General features: G+C 66.8%; 17 protein-coding genes. 5 read left to right on the top strand and 12 right to left on the bottom strand.

The window, feature by feature from the left end:
- The 6 genes from QYS60_RS21640 to QYS60_RS21615 form a co-directional block, all read right to left on the bottom strand.
- The gene (locus tag QYS60_RS21640) at positions 1 to 1374 is read right to left on the bottom strand and encodes a sugar transferase (protein ID WP_371384242.1); all 1374 of its coding nucleotides are present in this window, start codon (positions 1372 to 1374) and stop codon (positions 1 to 3) included.
- Between the two features lie 260 nt (positions 1375 to 1634).
- The gene (locus tag QYS60_RS21635) at positions 1635 to 3491 is read right to left on the bottom strand and encodes a bifunctional diguanylate cyclase/phosphodiesterase (RefSeq protein WP_003935112.1); all 1857 of its coding nucleotides are present in this window, start codon (positions 3489 to 3491) and stop codon (positions 1635 to 1637) included.
- 44 nt (positions 3492 to 3535) lie between these two features.
- Positions 3536 to 5668, bottom strand: a complete 2133-nt coding sequence (locus tag QYS60_RS21630; protein WP_371384241.1) for an Rv1355c family protein — start codon at positions 5666 to 5668, stop codon at positions 3536 to 3538.
- Positions 5665 to 6009, bottom strand: coding sequence for a hypothetical protein (locus QYS60_RS21625; RefSeq protein ID WP_371384240.1), 345 nt, complete (start codon positions 6007 to 6009; stop codon positions 5665 to 5667). The genes QYS60_RS21630 and QYS60_RS21625 overlap by 4 nt, the downstream gene beginning before the upstream one ends.
- Positions 6010 to 6561: 552 nt before the next feature.
- Positions 6562 to 6987, bottom strand: a complete 426-nt coding sequence (locus QYS60_RS21620; RefSeq protein ID WP_003935115.1) for a hypothetical protein — start codon at positions 6985 to 6987, stop codon at positions 6562 to 6564.
- Complete coding sequence (locus QYS60_RS21615; protein ID WP_371384239.1) at positions 6984 to 7445, bottom strand: GyrI-like domain-containing protein; 462 nt, start codon at positions 7443 to 7445, stop codon at positions 6984 to 6986. The genes QYS60_RS21620 and QYS60_RS21615 overlap by 4 nt, the downstream gene beginning before the upstream one ends.
- A 247-nt stretch (positions 7446 to 7692) precedes the next feature.
- On the opposite strand from QYS60_RS21615, the gene QYS60_RS21610 reads away from it, so the two are divergent.
- From QYS60_RS21610 to QYS60_RS21595, 4 genes are read left to right on the top strand one after another with little or no spacing between them, the layout of a single operon-like run.
- Entirely contained in the window at positions 7693 to 8949 is a 1257-nt protein-coding gene (locus tag QYS60_RS21610; RefSeq protein WP_371384238.1) for a methyltransferase domain-containing protein, read from the top strand.
- Positions 8946 to 9740, top strand: coding sequence for a glucose-1-phosphate cytidylyltransferase (locus QYS60_RS21605; RefSeq protein WP_371384237.1), 795 nt, complete (start codon positions 8946 to 8948; stop codon positions 9738 to 9740). Before QYS60_RS21610 ends, QYS60_RS21605 begins: the two co-directional genes overlap by 4 nt.
- The gene (locus QYS60_RS21600; protein ID WP_371384236.1) at positions 9737 to 10381 is read left to right on the top strand and encodes a PIG-L deacetylase family protein; all 645 of its coding nucleotides are present in this window, start codon (positions 9737 to 9739) and stop codon (positions 10379 to 10381) included. Before QYS60_RS21605 ends, QYS60_RS21600 begins: the two co-directional genes overlap by 4 nt.
- 10 nt (positions 10382 to 10391) lie before the next feature.
- Positions 10392 to 11432, top strand: coding sequence for an NAD(P)-dependent oxidoreductase (locus tag QYS60_RS21595; protein WP_003935120.1), 1041 nt, complete (start codon positions 10392 to 10394; stop codon positions 11430 to 11432).
- 20 nt (positions 11433 to 11452) lie between these two features.
- Here QYS60_RS21595 and rfbC read toward each other — a convergent pair whose 3' ends face one another.
- Positions 11453 to 12007 carry a dTDP-4-dehydrorhamnose 3,5-epimerase gene (rfbC, locus tag QYS60_RS21590; protein ID WP_003935121.1) on the bottom strand — a complete coding sequence of 185 codons (555 nt, stop codon included), beginning with the start codon at positions 12005 to 12007 and terminating at the stop codon, positions 11453 to 11455.
- 71 nt (positions 12008 to 12078) lie between these two features.
- Between rfbC and QYS60_RS21585 the strand changes: the two genes are divergently transcribed.
- Complete coding sequence (locus QYS60_RS21585) at positions 12079 to 13209, top strand: class I SAM-dependent methyltransferase (RefSeq protein WP_003935122.1); 1131 nt, start codon at positions 12079 to 12081, stop codon at positions 13207 to 13209.
- Here the strand turns inward: QYS60_RS21585 and QYS60_RS21580 are convergent.
- The 5 genes from QYS60_RS21580 to QYS60_RS21560 all read right to left on the bottom strand — a co-directional run bounded on the left by QYS60_RS21580 (position 13176) and on the right by QYS60_RS21560 (position 19851).
- On the bottom strand, positions 13176 to 13745 hold the full coding sequence (locus QYS60_RS21580) for a YdcF family protein (protein ID WP_371384235.1): 570 nt from the start codon (positions 13743 to 13745) through the stop codon (positions 13176 to 13178). The two genes, QYS60_RS21585 and QYS60_RS21580, sit on opposite strands and share 34 nt — an antisense overlap.
- A complete protein-coding gene (locus tag QYS60_RS21575) occupies positions 13730 to 15268 on the bottom strand; it encodes an oligosaccharide flippase family protein (RefSeq protein WP_371384234.1) in 1539 nt (512 codons plus the stop codon). Before QYS60_RS21575 ends, QYS60_RS21580 begins: the two co-directional genes overlap by 16 nt.
- A gap of 2 nt (positions 15269 to 15270) precedes the next feature.
- Positions 15271 to 16302, bottom strand: coding sequence for a glycosyltransferase family 2 protein (locus tag QYS60_RS21570; RefSeq protein ID WP_371384233.1), 1032 nt, complete (start codon positions 16300 to 16302; stop codon positions 15271 to 15273).
- 2 nt (positions 16303 to 16304) lie between these two features.
- A complete protein-coding gene (locus tag QYS60_RS21565) occupies positions 16305 to 17669 on the bottom strand; it encodes a nucleotide sugar dehydrogenase (RefSeq protein ID WP_235157133.1) in 1365 nt (454 codons plus the stop codon).
- A 64-nt stretch (positions 17670 to 17733) separates the two neighbouring features.
- Complete coding sequence (locus tag QYS60_RS21560; protein WP_371384259.1) at positions 17734 to 19851, bottom strand: alginate lyase family protein; 2118 nt, start codon at positions 19849 to 19851, stop codon at positions 17734 to 17736.
- Between the last annotated feature and the right edge of the window lie 123 nt (positions 19852 to 19974).

Here is a 19974-nt window from a genome sequence, read left to right as displayed (position 1 = left end):
TCAGTAGGCGCCGTCGCTGTGCAGCACGGCACGCAGGGTCCTGCGCAGGATGGACAGATCGAGCGCGAAGGTCCAGTTCTCGACGTACCGCAGGTCGGCCCGCACCGACTCCTCCCAGCTCAGGTTGCTCCGGCCGCTGACCTGCCACAATCCGGTCAACCCTGGCTTCACGAACAACCGTCGGCGCGCGCCGTCCTCTCCGTAGCGCGCCACCTCGCACTCGAGCGGAGGTCGTGGGCCCACCAGCGACATGTCGCCGGTGACCACGTTGAACAGCTGTGGCAGCTCGTCGAGCGAGTACCGGCGGATGACGCGGCCGACCCGCGTGACCCGGGGATCCTCCCGCATCTTGAACAGGATCCCGTTGCCGTCGCTGCAGTCGGCCAGCTCCGCGAGGCGGTCTTCCGCGTCAACCACCATGCTGCGGAACTTGAACATCGTGAACGTCCGCCCGTCCCTGCCGACGCGGGTCTGCCGGAAGAGCACGGGACCTGGGCTCGTGACCCGGATGGCCAGGGCAATGGCCAACAGCAGCGGCGCCAGCAGCACCACGATCGCGAGGGCGGCGACCCGGTCGAAGATGTTCTTCACCACCCAGGCCGGGCCGACGTAGCGAGGAGCGCTGAGCTGGAGCAGCGGCAGCCCGGCGAGCGGTGCCATGTGCAGACGCGGCCCCACCAGGTCCATGAGGACCGGAGCCATCAGCAGATCGGCACCCGTACGCTCCAGATCCCAGCTGAGTCTGCGGGTCTTCGAATGAGTCCAGCCGCTCGACGGCAGCAGGGCGACCGCCTGGAACTCGTGCAACTGGGCGATTCCGACGATGTCGTCCTCGGTCCCCAGCACCGGCACGTCGTCGACGGCGAGCGGAAGCGCCACGTCCGACTTCGTGACCGGCAGGCAGATTCCGTCCATCTGCCACCCCGCATCGCGGAACTCCTCCGCTCGGGCGAGCAGCTCGTGCACCTCCAGGGTGTCACCCGCGATCAGGACCGATCGCACGAAGCGTCCCCGCCGCCGGCGGCTGCGCACGAAGCGACGCAGCAGCAGGCGGGCACCGAGCGTCGCGACGGCGGCCAGCGGTAGTGCGCCGAAGACCCAGGACTGACCGCTCGCGGTCCCCCACGCGTAGCCGGCCACGGCCAACGTCGCCGTGGCGAGCACGTACGCCCGGCCGACTCGGCGCAGCTCATCGACACCGGCTCCCAGAACCCTGACGTCCCAAGCCCTCTGGATCGCGAGGCTCGACATCGCAGCGACCGGGACCACGGCGACGACGGCGAGCGTCTGCCCCGTGGGAATCTCCGGTGTGTGATAGCCGAAGGTGATTGCCAGGTCGGCCACCAGGATGCAGAACAGGTCGCAGCAGAACACCAGAACGGCATACCGGCGCTCCCACCGGGGCCTCGGAACAGGATTCGGGGCGCAGAGTCCAGGCAGGCTCCGCCCCGCATCCGACCGCGTGGCGCCCGCGTGGTCCACCGTGGTCCGGACTGTGGCGCCACCCGCACCGGCAACGGGGGTGTTCGTCTCGCGGTTCCGCATCGGAGTCATCCCCATTTCGGAGTCGAGGAGCCTCGGACCCCTTAAAACCTACCTGGAGATTGTTTTAGACACAATAACGGACCGGTGGTTCATTCATGCAGGGGGATCGGCACCTTCCACGGAAGGTCGATTCTTCCGCGGCGCAATACTTCCTCGATCTGCTCGGGCGGCTTCGGCCGACTCAGGAGAAAGCCCTGCGCGCGCCGGCATCCCATGTCCAGAAGCTTGGTCGCTGCCGAAACCGACTCGAGACCCTCGGCCACCACCTCCAAGCCGAATGCCGAAGCGAGTCCCATGATCGACTCGACGATGACTCGGTCGCTCTCGCTGCGCTGAAGGTTCAGCACGAACGCCTTGTCGATCTTGAGCGTGTGGACCGGCAGCGACTTCAGGTGGGCAAGTGAGCTGTACCCGGTTCCGAAGTCGTCGATCGCGCAGCACACGCCCAGACGCTCGAGCCGCCGGAGCGTCTTGCGCGAACGTTCGAGATCGCTGACGACCACATACTCGGTGATCTCCAGGCACAGGCACGAGCTGCCGAGGCCGAACTCCTCGAGTGCGCTCTCCACCGTCTCCACGAAATCGAGGCTCACCAGCTGCACGGGCGAGACGTTCACACTCATCCGAATGTTCAGTCCCGGAATACGCCGTCGCCACTCCGCCAACTGCCCGCACGCCGTTCGCAGCACCCAGCCTCCGAGCTCGCCCGCCAGGTTCGTCGACTCGGCCACCTCGATGAACTCGGCCGGCTGCAGCTTGCCCAGCACCGGATGATTCCATCGCACCAGGGCCTCGACACCGAGAATGCTGCCGTCACGCAGGTCGAACTCGGGTTGATAGTCCAGGGTGAGATGCTCGTCGTCGATCGACGTCCGCAGGCTCAGCTCGATGAGGTTGCGGCGCTCGCTCGCGCCTCGCATGTCCTCGGTGTATGCGACGACGCTGTTGCCACCCTTGCTCTTGGCCATCAGCATCGCCTCGTCGACCCGGCCGAGCAGCGCCACCGGCGTGATCCGTCCGGGCTCGCCGACGGCAACGCCGAGGCTGCCCCCGCGGCCTACGACCTGACTGCCCAGCTGCACCGACATCCCGACCGCCCACCGCAGCGCCTCGGCGCGTTCCCGGGCCGCCTCCAGCGACACCGGCCCGTCGAGCACGACGACGAACTCGTCACCGCCGAGGCGTGCCACCATGTCCTTCGGATCACACACGCGCGACAATCGCTGTGCGGTACGGCACAGGAACACGTCGACGGCGGCGTGACCGAGGAAGTCGTTGAGCGGCTTGAGCCGGTCCAGGTCGAGAAACAGAACGGCGACCGGCCCCGGCTGCCCCCGCTTCAGCCGCTCCTCGAGGTGTTCGAGGAGGGCGCGCCGGCTCGCGAGGCCGGTGAGATCGTCGTGATAGGCCGCGTCGCGCAGGTCCTGTTCGGCGCGGACACGGGCCTGCACCTGCGCCAGCAGAGCCGCGATCATCATCAAGGTGTTGATTTCGTCCTCGCTCCAGTCGCGATCACCGGCCTTGATGAAGCCCAGGGTGCCGGTGGTGACGCTCCCGGAGATCAGCGGCACCGCCGCGACCGAGACCTCGGGCACCCCCGAACCCGCGCGCACCCGGTCGGCGTATTCGTCCCCCGACTGTCCCGGGCGGGTGACGGCCGGTTCCTTCATGGTCTCCGTCATGGCGAAGATCGGGTCGGCGTCCCGGAAGTGCACTACTCCCAGAGGGTCCGGGTCCGGCACGAATTCCCGCGGCGGCCACTCGGCGACGAGGACCGTCGCGTGGATCTCGTGATCGTTGTAGCGAAGAAAGCAGGTGTCGACCTCGAAGTGCTCGACGAGCTCCTGGAGCACCCGTTCGATCACCGAGTGATGAGACACGGCGTCCGCCGGCATGAGGTGGGAAGCCACCCGGGTGACGATGTTCTCGAAGCTCTTCTCCGCCATCTCAAACCCCTTGGGAACAGCACATTCGACGCGAGCGGACCGGATCAGGGATGTTTTCGAACTCTATCCGAGCGACGCGCACTGCGAATCCGTTCCGGTCGCGCCCGCGCCACCCGGAGCAGGAGGGCGAAGCGCAGGTCGGCCGGCCGGTCGAACGCGTCGTCGAGCGTCGACTGCAGCTTTCCGAGCGCGCCGAACCGGACCTCCGAGAGCCGGACGAGGTCGGTGTCGTCCTCGGCGTAGAGGAACACCGGTGAAGCAGGCTGGACCGCAAGCCCCAGACTGTGGGCGCAAATCCACACGCTCTCGGCTGCCATCCCCGCACGGACGTAGTCGGCGGGCCGTGGACCCGCCGCGAAGACCGCCACGAGTGCCGAACTGCTCCGCACCCGCATTCCGGTCAGCCGCCCCAGCCCGTGCCCCAGGTCCCACTCCCCGAGTTGATCGAGCACATCGTTTCGAAGCGCCAGGTCGAGCATCGTGCGCTCCGCGTCGTCCATCCCGAGTGTCCGGACGTCGATGCCGCTGTCGATGTCCTCCGAATCCGGCCACCGCAGTTCCGAGAGCATCTCGCGCCGCAGAACGGGAGTCAGGTAGCGGATCCTGTCCGATTCTGCGAGCAGCTCCGCGGCCTCGGCGAGGCGATCGGCGCCCGTGACGATCCTGATCCGGCCCCCCTCCTGTTCGGCTGCCCGGTGGAGGGCAGCCGTCTCGGCGTCGGAAAGTGGCGATCCGTCGCCGGGTTGCCGATTGGTTCCGCGGGCGAGCATCATCTCGTACTGGGCGGCCAGGACCGAGTCCGTTCCGTCGGAGAACTGCATCGTCGCGAGCACCTTGCGCGGCGGCTCACCGGCGTCCCGTTCGAGCACCCGGACCGCACCGAGTATCCGGTGTGCCGCGGCGGCGATGCGCGCGTTCTGCAGGGCCGCGCCGAGCGCGACGTAGCTGCCTCGGGCGTGGATGTCGATCGCGGTCGGCACGAAGTCGTCCGCGATGTCGATCTCGAGGGTTCCGCCGCCGGCCGTGACGGACCACGGCTGGCTGTTGCCGCCCGAGGGGGCTCTGCTCGCGGCGTGCAGTACCCGGTCGATCGGATCGTCCGATTCCGGGGGCGGGGGTGCATCCGCACCCGGCCGGTTTCCGGGATCCGCCGGGAGGGTCAGGGCGTCGAGGCAGGCTTCGACGTCCACACGGCCGCGTCCCGAGTTCAGCGGTTGCCCGAGCCCCAGCCGTCGCACGACCGCGGCGACCGTCGCGCCGCCGAGCATCACCTCGCTGCCCAGTTGAGGCCAGGTGGCCAGCGTCTGCTCCACCTCCAGGAGGGAAGCGGCCATCCGGGCCGAGATCCGCTCCGGTCCGAGCAGGCGCAGCGCGTACGGAATCTTCTCCCGGCCCGACAACGCGGCGAGCCGCTCCGGGTCGATCTCTCCCAGCAGACCGTGGAACGGCCGCCCCTGCTGCAGATCGAAGCGTTCGACGTCGATCAGTCCCCGGTCACTCGTCTCCATCACCAGCGGTACCGCCCGCCGGGCCGCTTCCGCACGCAACGCGACCTTCACGTCCAGCGAGTCGCACTCGTCCACCACGATGTCGAGTCCGTCCACGAACTCGCTGATCGTTTCCGGCCCCACTCCCTCGGGCCACACCGACAGGGGCAGGTACGGATCCAGTTCCGCGAGTCGTCGCGCGGCCACGACCGCTTTGTTCGTGCCCAGATCGACGAGGGAAGCCGGCAGCCGATTGAGATTCGACAACTCGATCGGATCGAAGTCTGCGAGTCGCAGTTCTCCGCACACTCCGTCGAGCACCAGCGCCTGCGCAACCGAGAAGCCGACACTCAAACCGACGATTCCGACCGTCACTTCCTGCAGCCGATCCTGTTCGGCCGACGTCACCTTGTTCCGGTTACGATCCAGCCGTAACCGCCGGAACGAGTTCGGGCCGAGTACGCGGACGACGGTCCGATGCCAGGGGTAATGGACCCACCGCGCCGGCTCGTCGAGCAGGTCGCTCTCCGGCCGCGGGAGCACCTCGCGCAGTCCTCTCACCTGATCGGCGAGACGGTCGACGACGACGAGCCCGGGTTCGGAGCGGAGACGTCGAAGCTCCTCCATGTCCTGCGGCCGGTCCTCCGCAAACACGGAGGGCGTCCATCCGGTCTCGCCGTCGGCGTTCACATCGGCTCCCCGTCGAAGCGGATCCCACCCACTTCTCGTCGGAGTTCGTCGCCGAACGGATCGGTGCGCAGACGGTCCCACCACATGAGCCGGGTCCGATAGCGGGCGTCCGGGTACGGGGTGGCCGGCATGCTCGGGTCGACCACACCCCCGCAGGTCTTCCACAGATCCAGCAGGTTGTCGGCGGCGGTGGCCATCATGTATCGCGAGTCGAGCAGGCCCATGAACTTCGCGCCCATGCGCGCCACGGCAAGCGTGAGTTCTCGGCGCTTGGGCACATCCTCGGACACCCACGCCGCCTTGGCTTCGATCAGACCGAACGGGATTCGGCTCTCGATCATGCGGCGGAGATGGTCGACGTGCTCCGGCGCGCTCCATTCGGTCAAGGCGTGGGACTCGTCCGCGTTCTGGTAAGGCCCCTGGGCCCGCACCCCGCCCACGACGACCCCCCTTCGATCGAGCCCCGCGCAGAATATTGCCGTGCTCTCCCCGCTTCGCACAGTTTCGTACTCCAGTGCGGATTCGACGCCGAATCGACGATAAGCGCCCAACGCCCGGGCAATGTATTCGTTCCACAGATCCGGCGCCGCACTCGGTGCGGCTGCGACGAACGAATATCCGGAGGCCTGATCCCGGTAGGTCGAGACTCGCTCCCGCACCGAGTGCGATGCGGCGCGCACTGCTCGATCCACGGTCGGCCTCCCGACTTTGCGGGAGACCCCGGTCGGAGTCACCCGGCGGACCACATCGGATCCTCGCGCTCCTCGCGGTCGGTATCCCCGACCTGGGACGGTGCGGATCGTATATGTGGCTGTATGGATCGAGTATGCAGTATCCGGGTGCTCCCCACAGTGTTCACGCCGAAGAACGGTGTTCGAAGCACACAACAGCGTTCAAGCCAGAGATATGTAGAGTTCCGTCAGTCCCGACGGTCCGATGACTGCCACCTCCTCCCGGTGTGCCCGCTCGATCAGCCCCTCCTTCTCGGCGATCTCCACCTGGTGCCACACGTCGTCGACGGGATCGGAGTGCTCTCCGTCCGGCACGAAGCGGGCGAAGTACCCGGCGGGGACCCGTACCAGCGAGTCCCCGATCGTCAGCTCGCTCAGGCCCTCGCAACGACTGCCGATTACCGCATTCCATCCGACCTCGGGATGGCAGATGTAGACCACGAGCACCTCGCCGACGCCGCGCGCGCGGATGCGATCCTCCGTGAAGGCCAGCAGTTCGGACTGCTGGCCGGTCGATCCCGGTTCGAGTCCCGGCAGAACGAGGCCGCCCACATAGTGGTCGTGCAGTTTGGTGAGTTCGAAACTCATTGCACACCAGCCTTTTCCGAGGTCACGATCGACACGTACATGTCGATGCGGTACGCGTGCGGATAGAATTCGAAATCACCCGTGAAGGATCGGACGATCTCGCCCGTCTCCTCGGCCGTGCGGATCTGATTCCACAGATCGATGAAGACGCCGGGGAAAGTACCGGTCGACGAGAACTTCGCGTAGGTTCCAGCCGGCAGGCAGGCCACTATGTGCCCCTCCGTCACCTGATCCAGGGACTCGCACTGATACCCGACCGTCTGGGTGTAATAGGAGTCGATGTCGACCGCGTGATCGGTGTAGGCGGAGGCCAGCGGGCCGCCGAGCTCCTGCTTCAGCACCGCAGACCAGGCCCGGTCGAGCGCCCGGTCGCGCACTTTGCCGAGAGCCCGGCGCGGGCTGCGCACGGGCAGGCCGGCGACGAGAGTCCGTTCGCGCTGAACGATCTGAAACGACATCGGGAGACCTCCCCAGGACCTCACAGTACGCCTCGCCCCCGGCGTGCCCGACCCACGAGTGGGGGTGTGAATAGCCCCGAGTCTATGTGTGTCTACCAACCGGCGCCAAACAGCCGTAAAAACAATATCGAGGTTTGTTTCAGGGTTCCATTCGTTCTTCAAGTATGATTACCTAGTCGAGTCGGACCGATGTTGCGGAAGTCTCGCCGGCGCGGTCCCCCGGCCGACTGCCCGAGGGGTGTGATCAATGAAGTGCCGTCTGTGCGAATCCGAGAGACTCCTCAGCGTGCTCGATCTCGGTGCCACACCACCGTGCGAACGCTTCCTGGCCGCGGACGAACTCGACCTGCCCGAAACCACCTACCCCCTGCACCTCAGATTGTGTGAGGACTGCCTGCTGCTGCAGATCCCGGCGCTCATCACCCCGGAGGACACCTTCACCGAGTACGCCTACTACTCGTCGTTCTCCGACTCGTGGGTCGACCACGCCCGGCAGTTCGTCGAAGCCGCCGTCCGCAAACTGCAACTCGGACCGGACTCCTCGATCGTGGAGGTCGCCAGCAACGACGGCTACCTGCTGCGGCACGCTGTCGCGGCCGGCATCCCGTGTCTGGGCATCGAACCGTCGGTGAACGTCGGCGCCGCGGCGCGCGCGATCGGTGTCCCCACCGTCACCGCGTTCCTCGACGAAGGACTCGCCGAGGACATCCGCGAGGAGTACGGGCCTGCCGACCTGGTCGTGGCGAACAACGTCTACGCCCACATCCCGGACCTGCTGGGATTCACCCGATCGCTGCGCACCCTCGTCGCCGACGACGGCTGGATCTCCATCGAGGTGCACCACGCGCTGAACCTGGTGCGCGAAGCACAGTTCGACACCGTCTACCACGAGCACTTCCAGTACTACACAGTGCTGTCGGCGATGCGGGCGTTGGCCACCGGTGGCCTGTCGGTCGTCGACGTCGAACTGCTCGGCACACACGGCGGATCGATCCGGCTCTGGGCCCGGCCGGACGAGGTCGCGAGCACTCCCGGAACACGGGTGGAAGCCGTACTCGAGGAGGAGCGCCGGGCCGGGCTGCACACGACGGCGGGTTACCGCGAACTCGAAGCCAGCGCCCGTTCCGTCCGCCGAACCCTGCTGCGATTCCTCCTCGACTGCTACGACCAGGGCCTGTCCGTAGTCGGTTACGGCGCACCAGGTAAGGGAAACACCCTGCTCAACTACTGCGGAATCCGGCCGGACCTGATGGCCTACACCGTCGACCGCAATCCGTACAAGCACGGGCGTTACACACCCGGCGCCCGGATCCCGATCCTGCCGCCGGAACAGATCGAGAAGGACCGGCCCGACGTGGTCGTCGCCCTGCCGTGGAACCTGTCCGCAGAACTGACGACCCAACTGCAGTACATCTCCGCCTGGGGCGGCCGGCTCGTATTCCCGCTACCCACGCTGCACACCACCATCGGCCCCGCCGACTTCGTCAGGAGGATCACGGTATGAAAGTCGTCCTGTTCTGCGGCGGCTACGGCATGCGCATGCGCAACGACCGTACCGACGAGATTCCCAAGCCCATGCAGATGGTGGGCCCACGGCCCTTGCTCTGGCACATCATGAAGTACTACGCCCACTACGGCCACACCGAGTTCATCCTGTGCCTCGGCTACGGAGCGGCCAAGATCAAGGACTTCTTCCTCGACTACCACGAGGAACAGTCCAACGACTTCGTCCTCCACGACAACCGGGTCGAGTTGCTCAACACCGACATCAGCGACTGGTCGATCACCTTCGTCGACACCGGCCTCGAATCCGCGATCGGCGAGCGCCTGCGCCGCGTGCGTGACCACCTGGACGGGGACCGGTACTTCCTCGCCAACTATGCGGACGTCCTGACCGACGCTCCCCTCGACGTGATGATCGAGCGCTACCACCGGTCCGGCGCGACGGCGTCGATGCTCGTCGTCCCCCCACAGTCGTCGTTCCACTGCGTCGACGTCGCCGAGAACGGTGAGATCAAGGAGATCGTCCCGGTCAGCCGCTTCCCGATCTGGGAGAACGGCGGGTACTTCGTGCTCAGTCAGGAGATCTTCGATCTGCTCCCACCTGGGGGCGACCTCGTCGCCGACGTCTGCGGCACCCTCGCCGGGCAGGGCCGGCTGTACGGCTACCGGCACGACGGGTTCTGGAAACCGGCCGACACGTTCAAGGAACGCGCCGAGTTGGACGACAACTACGCCCGCGGCATCCATCCGTGGACCGTGTGGGAGAGCGCCCGTGCGACGGTGACGTCGTGATCGAACTGCACGCCCGCGACATCGGGGAGGTCGCGGTGCTCGGAGCCCACTGCGACGACATCGCGATCGGCATCGGCGGAACACTGCTCACCTTGACCGGCCGGGCGACACAACCTCTGCGGGTACGCGCCTTCGTCCTGTCGGGTGAAGACTCGCGACGCGAGATCGAGGAACGCCACGCGCTCGCGGCACTGTGTCCCGGGGCGGACGTCGAACTCACGGTCCTCGACGTTCCGGACGGCCGCGCCCCCGCGTACTGGGACGCGATCAAGACCGCCCTCGAATCCTTCCGGCACACCTGCGAACCCGACGTGGTGTTCGCACCGCAGCGCGGTGACGCCCATCAGGACCACCGGTTGCTCGCCGAACTCGTCCCCACCGTCTTCCGCGACCACCTCGTGCTCGGATACGAGATTCTCAAGTGGGAGGCCGACACCCCCCGCCCGGTGCTCTACCACCCCCTGACCCGCAAGGTGGCCGAGGAGAAGGTCCGGATCCTGCTCAAGCACTACCCCTCTCAGCTCGACCACGACTGGTTCGACGAACAGGCCTTCCTAGGTCTGTCGCGGCTGCGCGGCGTGCAGTGCCGTCGCCCGCACGCCGAAGCGTTCGTAGTCGAGAAGGCCACAGTCCACTTCTGAAAGGCATGCCATGCGCGTCCTCGTCACCGGGCATCAGGGATACCTGGGCTCCGTCATGGTCCCGGTTCTTCGGGCCCACGGTCACATCGTGACCGGACTCGATTCCGGCCTCTTCGCGGACTGCGTCCTCGGGCCCGCACCGGAGGAACCGTCCGCGATCCGGATCGATCTCCGTGACGTCACCGCCTCGCACGTCACCGGATTTGACGCGGTGGTCCACCTTGCCGCCTTGTCCAACGATCCCCTCGGAGCGCTCGAGCCGGACATCACGTATGCGATCAATCATCAGGCGTCCGTACGGCTCGCACGCTGCGCCAAGGCAGCCGGGGTGCGGCGGTTCCTCTATGCCTCCACCTGCTCCGTCTACGGCGCGGCCGGCGAGGACGCAGTCGACGAGAACGCGCCCCTGCGTCCGCTGACGCCGTATGCGGAGAGCAAGGTGCGGGTCGAGGACGACGTGACCGCCCTCGCCGACTCCGGTTTCTCGCCGGTCTTCCTCCGCAACGCCACCGCGTTCGGATTCTCCCCGCGCCTGCGCGCCGACATCGTCCTGAACAACCTCGTCGGCACCGCGGTGCTGACCGGCCAGGTGCGTGTGCTCTCCGACGGCACGCCGTGGCGGCCGCTGGTACATGCGCAGGACATCGCCGAGGCGTTCGCGCACGCGCTGGTCGCGCCGATCGACCGGATCCACTGCGCCGCGTTCAACGTGGGCATGGAGACCAACAATGTGACCGTCGCCCAGATCGCCCAGACCGTCGCCGACGTCGTCCAGGGCGCGGAGGTCGTGATCACCGGCGAGACCGGTGCCGACCCGCGCTCGTACCGGGTCGATTTCAGCGCGATCCGCAAGGCGTTCGACGACTATCTGCCGCAGTGGACCGTGGCCGACGGGGCAGCCGAACTGTATGCCCGCTACCTCCAGTACGGGTTGACGCGCGAGGGCTTCTCGAACCGGTTCGTCCGGCTCGCCCACCTGAAGCGTCTCCAGGAGGCCGGGGTGCTCGACAGCACGATGCGCTTCGAGCACTCCGGCGCCGGGCGGCGGTGAGGATGCCGGCGTCCGGGCAGTCAGAGGCCGGCCGCCAGGGCGGACCACGGCCCCGCTGCCGCATCCCGGGCGCTGAGCACCGTCACCGGGAGGGGCCATCCGATCGCGAGGTCGGCGTCGTCGTACCGGACCGCCAGATCCTCCGCCGGGTCGTGCGGCCGGTCGATGCGGTAGCACACGTCCGCCACCTCGGTGAGGGCCTGAAACCCGTGCAGAAAGCCTGGCGGCACATAGAGATGGGCGAACTCCACGTCGTCCAGGAGGAAGGCGCTGTGGCGGCCGAACGTGTGCGAACTTCGCCGGATGTCGACCAGCACATCGTGGATCGCGCCGTGCGCGCACCGCACGAGCTTGGCCTCGCCCCGTCCGGACCGTCCGTGCATACCGCGTACAACGCCCCGTTTCGAACGCGACTGCGAGTCCTGGACGAAATCGGCGGCGCGCACTCCGCTCGCGCCGAGGTGGTCGTCGAACACCTGGGCGTCGAATGTGCGGGTGAACAGTCCCCGATCGTCCCGGAACGGCTCCGGGCGCAGGACGACCACATCCGCCAGTTCCGTCGTTTCCACCCGCATCGGCCCATCGTCGCGCATCGACGCCGACCGCGTGGCCGAACAGTGCACCGTTGCGGCGGAAGGAGAGCGCTGTGAGCACCTGCCGAGGATGCGGGAGCCCGGACGTCGAGCGCGTCGTCGACCTCGGCCCGATGCCCGCAGCGGACTGCTTCCCTGCCGTCGACACTCCCGTCACGGCCGACGAGACAGCGCACCCGCTCGCGATGAACCTGTGCCGCGACTGTGGGCTCGCACAGCTCGCCGAGGACGACTCGGTGCCCGACGAGCCTCGTGGAGTCGAACCGCAGGCGCTGCGCGACCAGGCCGCCGCCGCCGTACGTGCTGCGGCCTCGGAAGGTCTCCTCGTCGGCCGGACGGTAGCCGAGTTCGGCAGCCCGCACGGCGGTACCTGGCTTCCGTTGCTCACCGAACACGGCTTCCGGGTAGCTGCGGCGGGCGCCGCGGCCTCGGTGGTGCTCGACTCGTTCGGCATCATGCACGCTCCCGACCAGCGCGCGGCGTTTCGCGAGCGCGCATCGGCTGTCGCCCCCGGCGGCGTGCTGCTGCTGCAGTTCCATTCGTTGGCCACGATCGTCTCGGGGGGCCAGTGGACGGCACTCCGGCACGGGCACTATGCGTACTACTCACTGACCGCACTGCGCGCGCTGCTAGCCGAGGTGGGTCTGTACGTAGTGTATGCCCGCGAGTTCGAACTGTACGGCGGCACCGTGCTGGTCGCGGCACGGCGGACGCCGCGTGCCGTGCCGGCGGCGGAGACCCGGAACATCCTCGAGAAGGAGACGGCGATCGGTGTCACGGACGTGTCGTCGGTACGCCGGTTGCAGAGGGCAGCGGACACGCAGTCCCGCGCGCTGCGCGCCTGGCTCGAATCGTCGGCACGCCGACGGCGACGGATCTTCGCCTACGGGGCTGCGTCCCGGGCGGTAGCGCTCTTCGCACGCGCCGGGCTCGATCGGCGCCTTGTCACCGCTGTGGCAGATGCCTCACCGGCCAAGCAGGGCCGGCGCATGCCCGGAACCGACGTGCCGATCGTCGCGCCGGAGGAAATGATGATGGCGGAGCCCGACCGGGTTCTGCTCACCTTGCCGGATCTACTTCCCGAGGTGCGCGAGCGTTATCGGGAACTGGAGGGCCGCTGGGTACCGCTCGACGGGTACGCACAAGTGTTTCAGCAAGGAGGATTCATCAACGCACGCGCGTAACCGGCGGTCTGATACAGATACTGCCATGCCCATTCCGCAGGGGAGAGCCCGTCCGGACTGGCGATCATCAGTACATCGCCGGCGAAACACCGCCGGATGATGAATCCCGCACGTGAGAGATGCGGCAGGAACGTGATCACGATAATCTTCCGCCAATGCTCCCGAGCGGCCAGGTCACGAATCGCGCGCGCTTCGCCGGATGTCGTCGGAGGACGGGGCGCGAAGCAGGTCACCGTCGGAATCGACGGCTCCGCACACAGACCCGTGAGCCGATCGTCCTCACCGCCGCTGGGATCCGACAGCGCGACGTGTGCCGCGAGGCCCCTGTTCGCGAGCTCGATCCCGTAGGCGTAGCGCTCCTCTCCCGGGCCACCCAGCACGACGATTGCGTCTGCCGGGAGGAGACGATCCTGAGCGGGTACTACGTACAGGGGGATGCCTCCGGCGACCACCACCAGGAGCACGAAAACGACGAACGACAACCGCCGTCCGATCCGGATTCGTCTCCCCCGAGCGCTCGTCACGCTCTCGTGCATGTCCGTCCCCGGAGACGAGCGATCAGCGACACCCCCGCCGCCCGGATCTCGGCGAAATCTGCCGGGGCGACCAACCTCGTGACCAGCAGATACCCGAGACCGAAGACCAGAACCTCGACGACGAGCCGGCCGATACCTGCGACGAGCGACAGTTCGTCGGGACTCCCTCCCGATCGTTCGAAATACATGACGGCGAGGAACATCGGGACGGACGCCGCGACAGGCGACCACATCACCCGCAGCATGTCGCGTCCGGTCACCCCTACTACCGAGCGCGTCACGGCGAGTCCCGTGATCCCGACGACAACTGCCGTTCCGGAGACAGCCAGCCCTACTCCGGACAGCCCGAACGGAAGAAGCAGGAGGAGCAACGGGATGCCGGAAAGGATCCCCGCCCCCGTCATCCAGTTCATCCGCACGGATCGCCCGGCACCTTTGAGGGACTCCGCACTGACCGATGTCATCGCCACTCCGATGCCTATGCCGGCCATCGACGCCAATGCGACGCCGGCACCGCGCCAGGGTTCACCGAGCAACAACACGACAGCTGACTCGCCCAGCGCAGCTGTCAATGCCGCCACCGGCACTGTCACCCGCCACATCCATCGGAGAGACCGCAGGAATGCCGCCCGGAACCGTTCGACGTCCGAGGCGATCCTGGAGAAGGCCGGAAACAGGACATACGAGCACACCTGGACGATCGCCATGGACGGGATCAAGGCGATTCGACGTCCGTAGCGATAGTTGCCCAGAGCCCCTTCGTCGAGACCTCGACCGATGATGGTCAGCTCGACGGCTTCCTGCGCACGTGCAGCCATACCGTCCAGCAGGAGGGGGAAGGAGAACACGGCGAGCTCGCGCCACAGCCGTACCGAGAAGTGTCCGCGGAACGGATTACAGTGCGAGAGCGACCAGCTCGCTGCAATCCACACGGCCAACGATGCGTACGAACCTATCGCAAGCGCCCACACCCCCAGCCCCTGGGCTGCGCATGCAATCGAGACCACCGCGTAGGTCAGGCCGACTGCCGGATCGACGACGACCCGGCGACTGAACTGGAACCGTCGCTGCATGACGGCATCGGGCACACTCGTCGCAGCCGTCAACAGCACCGACCCGGACATCGCCGCTGCCACTGTCGCCACTTCGTCGCTGTGGAACAACCACCCGATCATCGGTGCAACTGTCAGGACCCCGACTGCCATGAGGGATCCCGTCGCGAGGGTCACCCAGAACACGGTGGTGACGGCGTCGTCGACCTCGTTCTCGCGTTGGATCAGCGCCTGGGCCAAGGTCCCATGGGTGAATACCACGAGGAATGTCGTCAGTACCGTTGCCGCCGCGAACACACCCACGATTTCCGGGGTGAGCAGACGTGCAAGGACCAGCGTCTGCACGAAGGTGATTCCCTGGACGAGGACGAGCCCCGCCGCAGCCATTGCCGCTCCACGCCGCAAGCGTCCCGCGAGCGGTCCGACAGGAGGGGCCTCGGCGGACTCCGGGCGTTCCGTAGGCTTCGACATGGTCACCCGGATCCCCGGACGGGACGGACGATCCGGGCACCCGCGACGCCGTATCGCCGCACAGTGCCCGAGAGGTGCTGCTTGAGGGGATGGACGCGCCGAAGCACGCCCGGCGCGACAGCCAGTGCCGAGACCACAGTGGCAGTTCGGAGACTCGGCTTCTGGCCGAACGCGGTGCGCGCGGCGCGGCGAGCCGAGCGCACGTCTCCCTCGAGCAATGCCCACCGAGCCCGGCGGAGGGACTGGTGGTACCGCAAGCGCCGCAACGTCGGGTCCACGGCACGACGTTGGTCCGGCCCCCCGGCTAGAGACAGGAACGTCGCCTGCAGTCGCTCGTCGAAGGCTTCCACCCGGGACGGATCGCGCGAGGACGAGTCCGCCCGCACCCGGCACCGCGCCAATCGGTCGTCGAGCAATCGCACGTCCCAGCCTGCGGCCGTGATGCGCAACCACAGCAGGACGTCCTCCTCGACACCGGCGGGGGCCGTGTAGCCGCCGACAGCATGCCACACGTCGCGCCGGACAGCGCCGCTGTAGTAGGGCACGATCCCTCCGAGCACATCCGAAAACGTCAGTGGCACATCCACGTGACGTTTCCGACTGCGGTAACCGATACTCCTCAGGTATCCGCGTTCGGTGCCGTCGCCGAAACCGAACAGCGTCGCGTCGCAGCCGACCGCGGCGACATGTGGTTCCGCCTCGAAGACGGCCCCCACGCGTTCGCAGAAGTCGGGCCGCAGCAGGTCGTCGCTGTCGAGCACTGTGAGCACACGGCCGCGGGCCGTCCCTGCAGCCGCCGTGACTCCGCCGCCGTAACCCCGATTGGCCTGTCGGATCAATCCGATCCGGTGGTCGTCGGCGTATGTGCCGACAATCCGCGCGATGTCGTCCGAGTACCCGTTGTCGACCACGATCAACTCCCAGTCGCCACGGGTCTGGGACAGGACGGACTCGATCGCCTCGGGAAGATACTGCTCGGTACGGTACGCGGTCGTGAGGATACTGAAGAACGGCTCTGGGGACTCGGCGTCCACGGCTACCAGCCCGTTCCCACGTAGCCTCCACGTCGCCGCCGGTCCTCGGCGTGAGGCAGGCGGACCAGGTCCACGATCACATGGTCGGCGCCGGCTCGGTCGAGAGCAGCGACGGCCCGTTCGTCACGAGAACCCGCGATAAGTACCTCACCGTGCGACAGGACCTCGTCGGGATCGTCGGTCAGTGCAGATCCGATGTGCGGCAGGCGATGGTCGAGGAATGCCTGATTGGATCCCGTCAACCGCGACAGTGCCACGTCGGCGTCGTAGATCTTGAGATCGAATCCCTTGCCGATCAACCGTTCGGCGAGCTCCACCATCGGGCTCTCCCTTAGGTCGTCCGTGCCCTGCTTGAACGACAGCCCGAACAGCCCGATCCGGTGTCGATCGAGCGACAGCACCAGATCGACTACGCGGCGGAGGTGGACTTCGTTCGAGGTCAACACATTCGAGAGCACAGGCACCTCGACGTCGTGTCGGCGCGCGGTATGGACGAGAGCTCGTACGTCCTTGGGCAGGCAGGAACCACCGAACGCGAAACCGGGCATGAGATACGCGGGGCTGATGTTGAGCTTCGTGTCCGACACGAAGATCTCCATCACGGCGTGCGAGTCGAGTCCCAGCGCTCCGCAGATCGCACCGATCTCGTTACCGAAGTCCACCTTCAGCGCGTGGAAGCTGTTGTCCACGTATTTGACCATCTCGGCCACGGCCGGCCGAACTCTGAATCGGGATCCCCCGAAATCTTCGTAGAGTGCCATGACCTGCATCCCACTCCGGGGATCGCTCTCGCCCACGACAGTCTTGGGCGGATCGAAGAAGTCCTCGACGCTACTCCCCTCACGGAGGAACTCCGGATTCACGCACACGCCGAAATCGATGCCGGCACGCTTTCCTCCCGACGCCGCCTCGAGACGAGGCACGAGCAGGCTTTCACAAGTGCCGGGAACCATCGTGCTGCGATAGACCACCACATGCCAGGAGTCCTTCGCCGCCAACCCCGCCCCGATGATGTCGGTGACCCGTTCGAGGTACTCGGTGGACAGGCCACCACCGGCCCCCGAGGGGGTACCGACGCAGACTATGGACATATCGGTCTCGCACACGGCGCGGACGGGGTCGTCGCTCACGGTCAGCCGCCCGCTCGCTACAGCTTCGGCGGTGATGTCGGCGATCCGTCGTTCGACCACCGGCGCCTCACCGCGAGAAAGACATCGGAGCTTCCTGGGATCGACGTCCAAACCGACGACCGAGTGACCCCGGCTCGCGAGGCATGCTGCGGAGACACATCCGACGTACCCGAGACCGAAGACGCTGAGCTTCGAGCGCGTCGCGTCTATCCGATGATCCAACTTGACTGATTCCACGTTTTCACCGCCCAGATCAGACCGTCAACCTCGCAATCGAGCATATAACAGACTTGAGGTTGGTTTAAGTCCTTACGCGATCCATCTCGAAGGCAACCCGATGTGGACCGTCCAGGTCGATCCACTCCACTTGCACCCGGCCTTCCTCGACGTCGACGCGAAGATCGGCTATCGACCGAGCCGGCAGCACCGCATGTGCTCCGGGTGCACGGGACTCAGGAAACGGAAGGAGCACCGTGGCGCACACAAAGGGCAGATCGGCATGGCAACGGACGCTCGGCGCCCACGCGGGCACGCGGTGCTCGAGCTCACGCGACCACCAACCGAGCGCGCTGTCATCGTCCCCGCGAACGGCCTCCGTCGTCACGACCCCGCCGCTGACCGCATATGCGAGTTCCAGCACCGGTACGCCGCGCCGCCGAGCCCGGTGGCCGGCACCGGCGGGCTCGACCTCGAGATCGGGGGCCATCGGCCAGGACACATGCACGTCGTGTCGGCCGCGGCCGGTGAACAGGTCCAACACGAGCACCGACTTCAGCGTCGGTGGTGCCATCACACGGCGACGGTGGACAACAGGCGCCGGAAGTCTTCGGTAGCCGTCGTGTTCGGCGTCGACGATGCCACCGAGAAGATCGATCTCACGAACCCGGACCTGCGCATGCCGCATCCACAGGAAGGGACCGCCGCGTACGGACTGGTCGAGCCCGTCCACACACGCCGTCGCATGAGCGCGCGTACTCCTGTGGGCCTCGCGCCATTCCGGATTCCGGTAGTAGCTCCCCGTCCCCGGGTCCCCGATCAGCGACTCCCCGGCGAAGTTCAGACTCATCGCCAACGCATCCGAGTGGCCGTGCGCGGCAATCGACAGGTATCCGAGTGCCCCCACATCCATGAGAATCGTCCGTGGGCCGGACCGCAGCACTGCCATACCCCCGTCCGGCGCGAAGGCGGAACCCGCTGCCGTCGTTCGCAGGGTGATCTGCTCCCGGACCTTCACAGGACGCGCTGACGACAACCACGCCGCCGTCAGCGACTCCGGAGATTCCACCGCGCCGGCCGGCCTGTCAGCCAAGAAAGCATCCACGATTCCGAGATGTTCTCTGACCGTTCGGCGTGGTTCCGGACCGAGCCGTACCGCGAATCCCTGGTCGTCGTCGCCGTAGTGCGGCTCCGGGTCACACTCACCGATCACTGCCTCGAGATACTCCCTGCTGCGGAAGATTGCGGCAGTCAGGCGGTCCGGCGCGTGACCGTATCTGCGAAACAGCACAGCAGCGACGACGGTCAGCAACTCCACGACGAAGACCTGATACCCCAATGCCTGCTCGGCGCCCGCGCCGTCCGGCAGAATCTGCCGGTCGGCTTCCACGGCCAGTGCAGCGACCGCGTCCGCCTCCCACCGCGCGGCATGGCGCAGCTCCGGCAGGAGCAGAGCTACGATCGCCGGCCCTGCCAGTTCACCCACAAGATGGTTGTTGGCCGAACTGAACCGCGAACGATCCTGCAGACAGCGTTCCGCACCGGCCGCAAGCATCCGTACTGCACGGGCGAACCGCGCCTCCGTCAATGCCGGAGAGTCACGCAGTCCGTCCAGTGTCAGTGCGACCGAGATCGAGCGGATACCCGCCTCGAACGCACCGCGCCATGCGATACCCCATCCCGGTGGATTCCGGACTATCCAGGAATCGAGCTGGGACAACGCAACAGTAGCGAAACGCTCTTCGCCGGTGAACATCCGAGCCGATGCCAGCCACGGAAGGTGCTGCAGCCGGTTCAGTTCCCAGATCCACTTCGGGTCACCCGGCCCCCTGCGGTGATCGATCCGGTGAGCTGGTTTCGACGGCCACTGCACACCTCGAAGCGGATCGGACCACCAGTCGATCGGGGTGTCCAGCCGGACCTCCGGATCGGCGAAGAACTCGAATCGATTTTCACATGTCCGCTCTGCAGCCCGGATCAGCGCCTCGACTTGGAGAGGGAGCCGATCCGCGATCTCCTCGGCTCGGGTCTTCCCGAACAGCAACGCCCCCCCTGCCCCTTCGCGGAATGCCGACAGGGCATCACTCCAGGTTCGGTGACCGGATCCGAGCAGTTCGGAATCCGTGGGGACTCCGTACCTGCCGCCGGACCGATAAGTACGTCCGACGCCACGCAGGCGCCAGACCACCTCCGGGGCACTCATCGAACCCAATCTGTGTGCATACCAACCGAGGTTCATCATGTCTCCGCTCGAAATCAGTCTGCGCCGGACGGATGACAACCGCCACCCCCCGTGGAAGTCTGAACATGTGATCGGTTCGACCAT

The sequence above is a fragment of the Rhodococcus sp. GXMU-t2271 genome, assembly GCF_041414735.1.
GTDB lineage: Bacteria > Actinomycetota > Actinomycetes > Mycobacteriales > Mycobacteriaceae > Rhodococcus > Rhodococcus indonesiensis.
This window is presented reverse-complemented; position numbering and strand designations above follow the sequence as displayed.

What these genes read in the sequence shown, in the direction of transcription:
- QYS60_RS21635 (WP_003935112.1), bottom strand. Translation starts at nt 3,491, where the DNA reads ATGGCGGAGAAGAGCTTCGAGAACATCGTCACCCGGGTGGCTTCCCAC.
- QYS60_RS21625 (WP_371384240.1), bottom strand. Translation starts at nt 6,009, where the DNA reads ATGATCGAGAGCCGAATCCCGTTCGGTCTGATCGAAGCCAAGGCGGCG.
- QYS60_RS21620 (WP_003935115.1), bottom strand. Translation starts at nt 6,987, where the DNA reads ATGAGTTTCGAACTCACCAAACTGCACGACCACTATGTGGGCGGCCTC.
- QYS60_RS21615 (WP_371384239.1), bottom strand. Translation starts at nt 7,445, where the DNA reads ATGTCGTTTCAGATCGTTCAGCGCGAACGGACTCTCGTCGCCGGCCTG.
- QYS60_RS21610 (WP_371384238.1), top strand. Translation starts at nt 7,693, where the DNA reads ATGAAGTGCCGTCTGTGCGAATCCGAGAGACTCCTCAGCGTGCTCGAT.
- QYS60_RS21605 (WP_371384237.1), top strand. Translation starts at nt 8,946, where the DNA reads ATGAAAGTCGTCCTGTTCTGCGGCGGCTACGGCATGCGCATGCGCAAC.
- QYS60_RS21595 (WP_003935120.1), top strand. Translation starts at nt 10,392, where the DNA reads ATGCGCGTCCTCGTCACCGGGCATCAGGGATACCTGGGCTCCGTCATG.
- rfbC (WP_003935121.1), bottom strand. Translation starts at nt 12,007, where the DNA reads ATGCGGGTGGAAACGACGGAACTGGCGGATGTGGTCGTCCTGCGCCCG.
- QYS60_RS21580 (WP_371384235.1), bottom strand. Translation starts at nt 13,745, where the DNA reads ATGCACGAGAGCGTGACGAGCGCTCGGGGGAGACGAATCCGGATCGGA.
- QYS60_RS21575 (WP_371384234.1), bottom strand. Translation starts at nt 15,268, where the DNA reads ATGTCGAAGCCTACGGAACGCCCGGAGTCCGCCGAGGCCCCTCCTGTC.
- QYS60_RS21560 (WP_371384259.1), bottom strand. Translation starts at nt 19,851, where the DNA reads ATGAGTGCCCCGGAGGTGGTCTGGCGCCTGCGTGGCGTCGGACGTACT.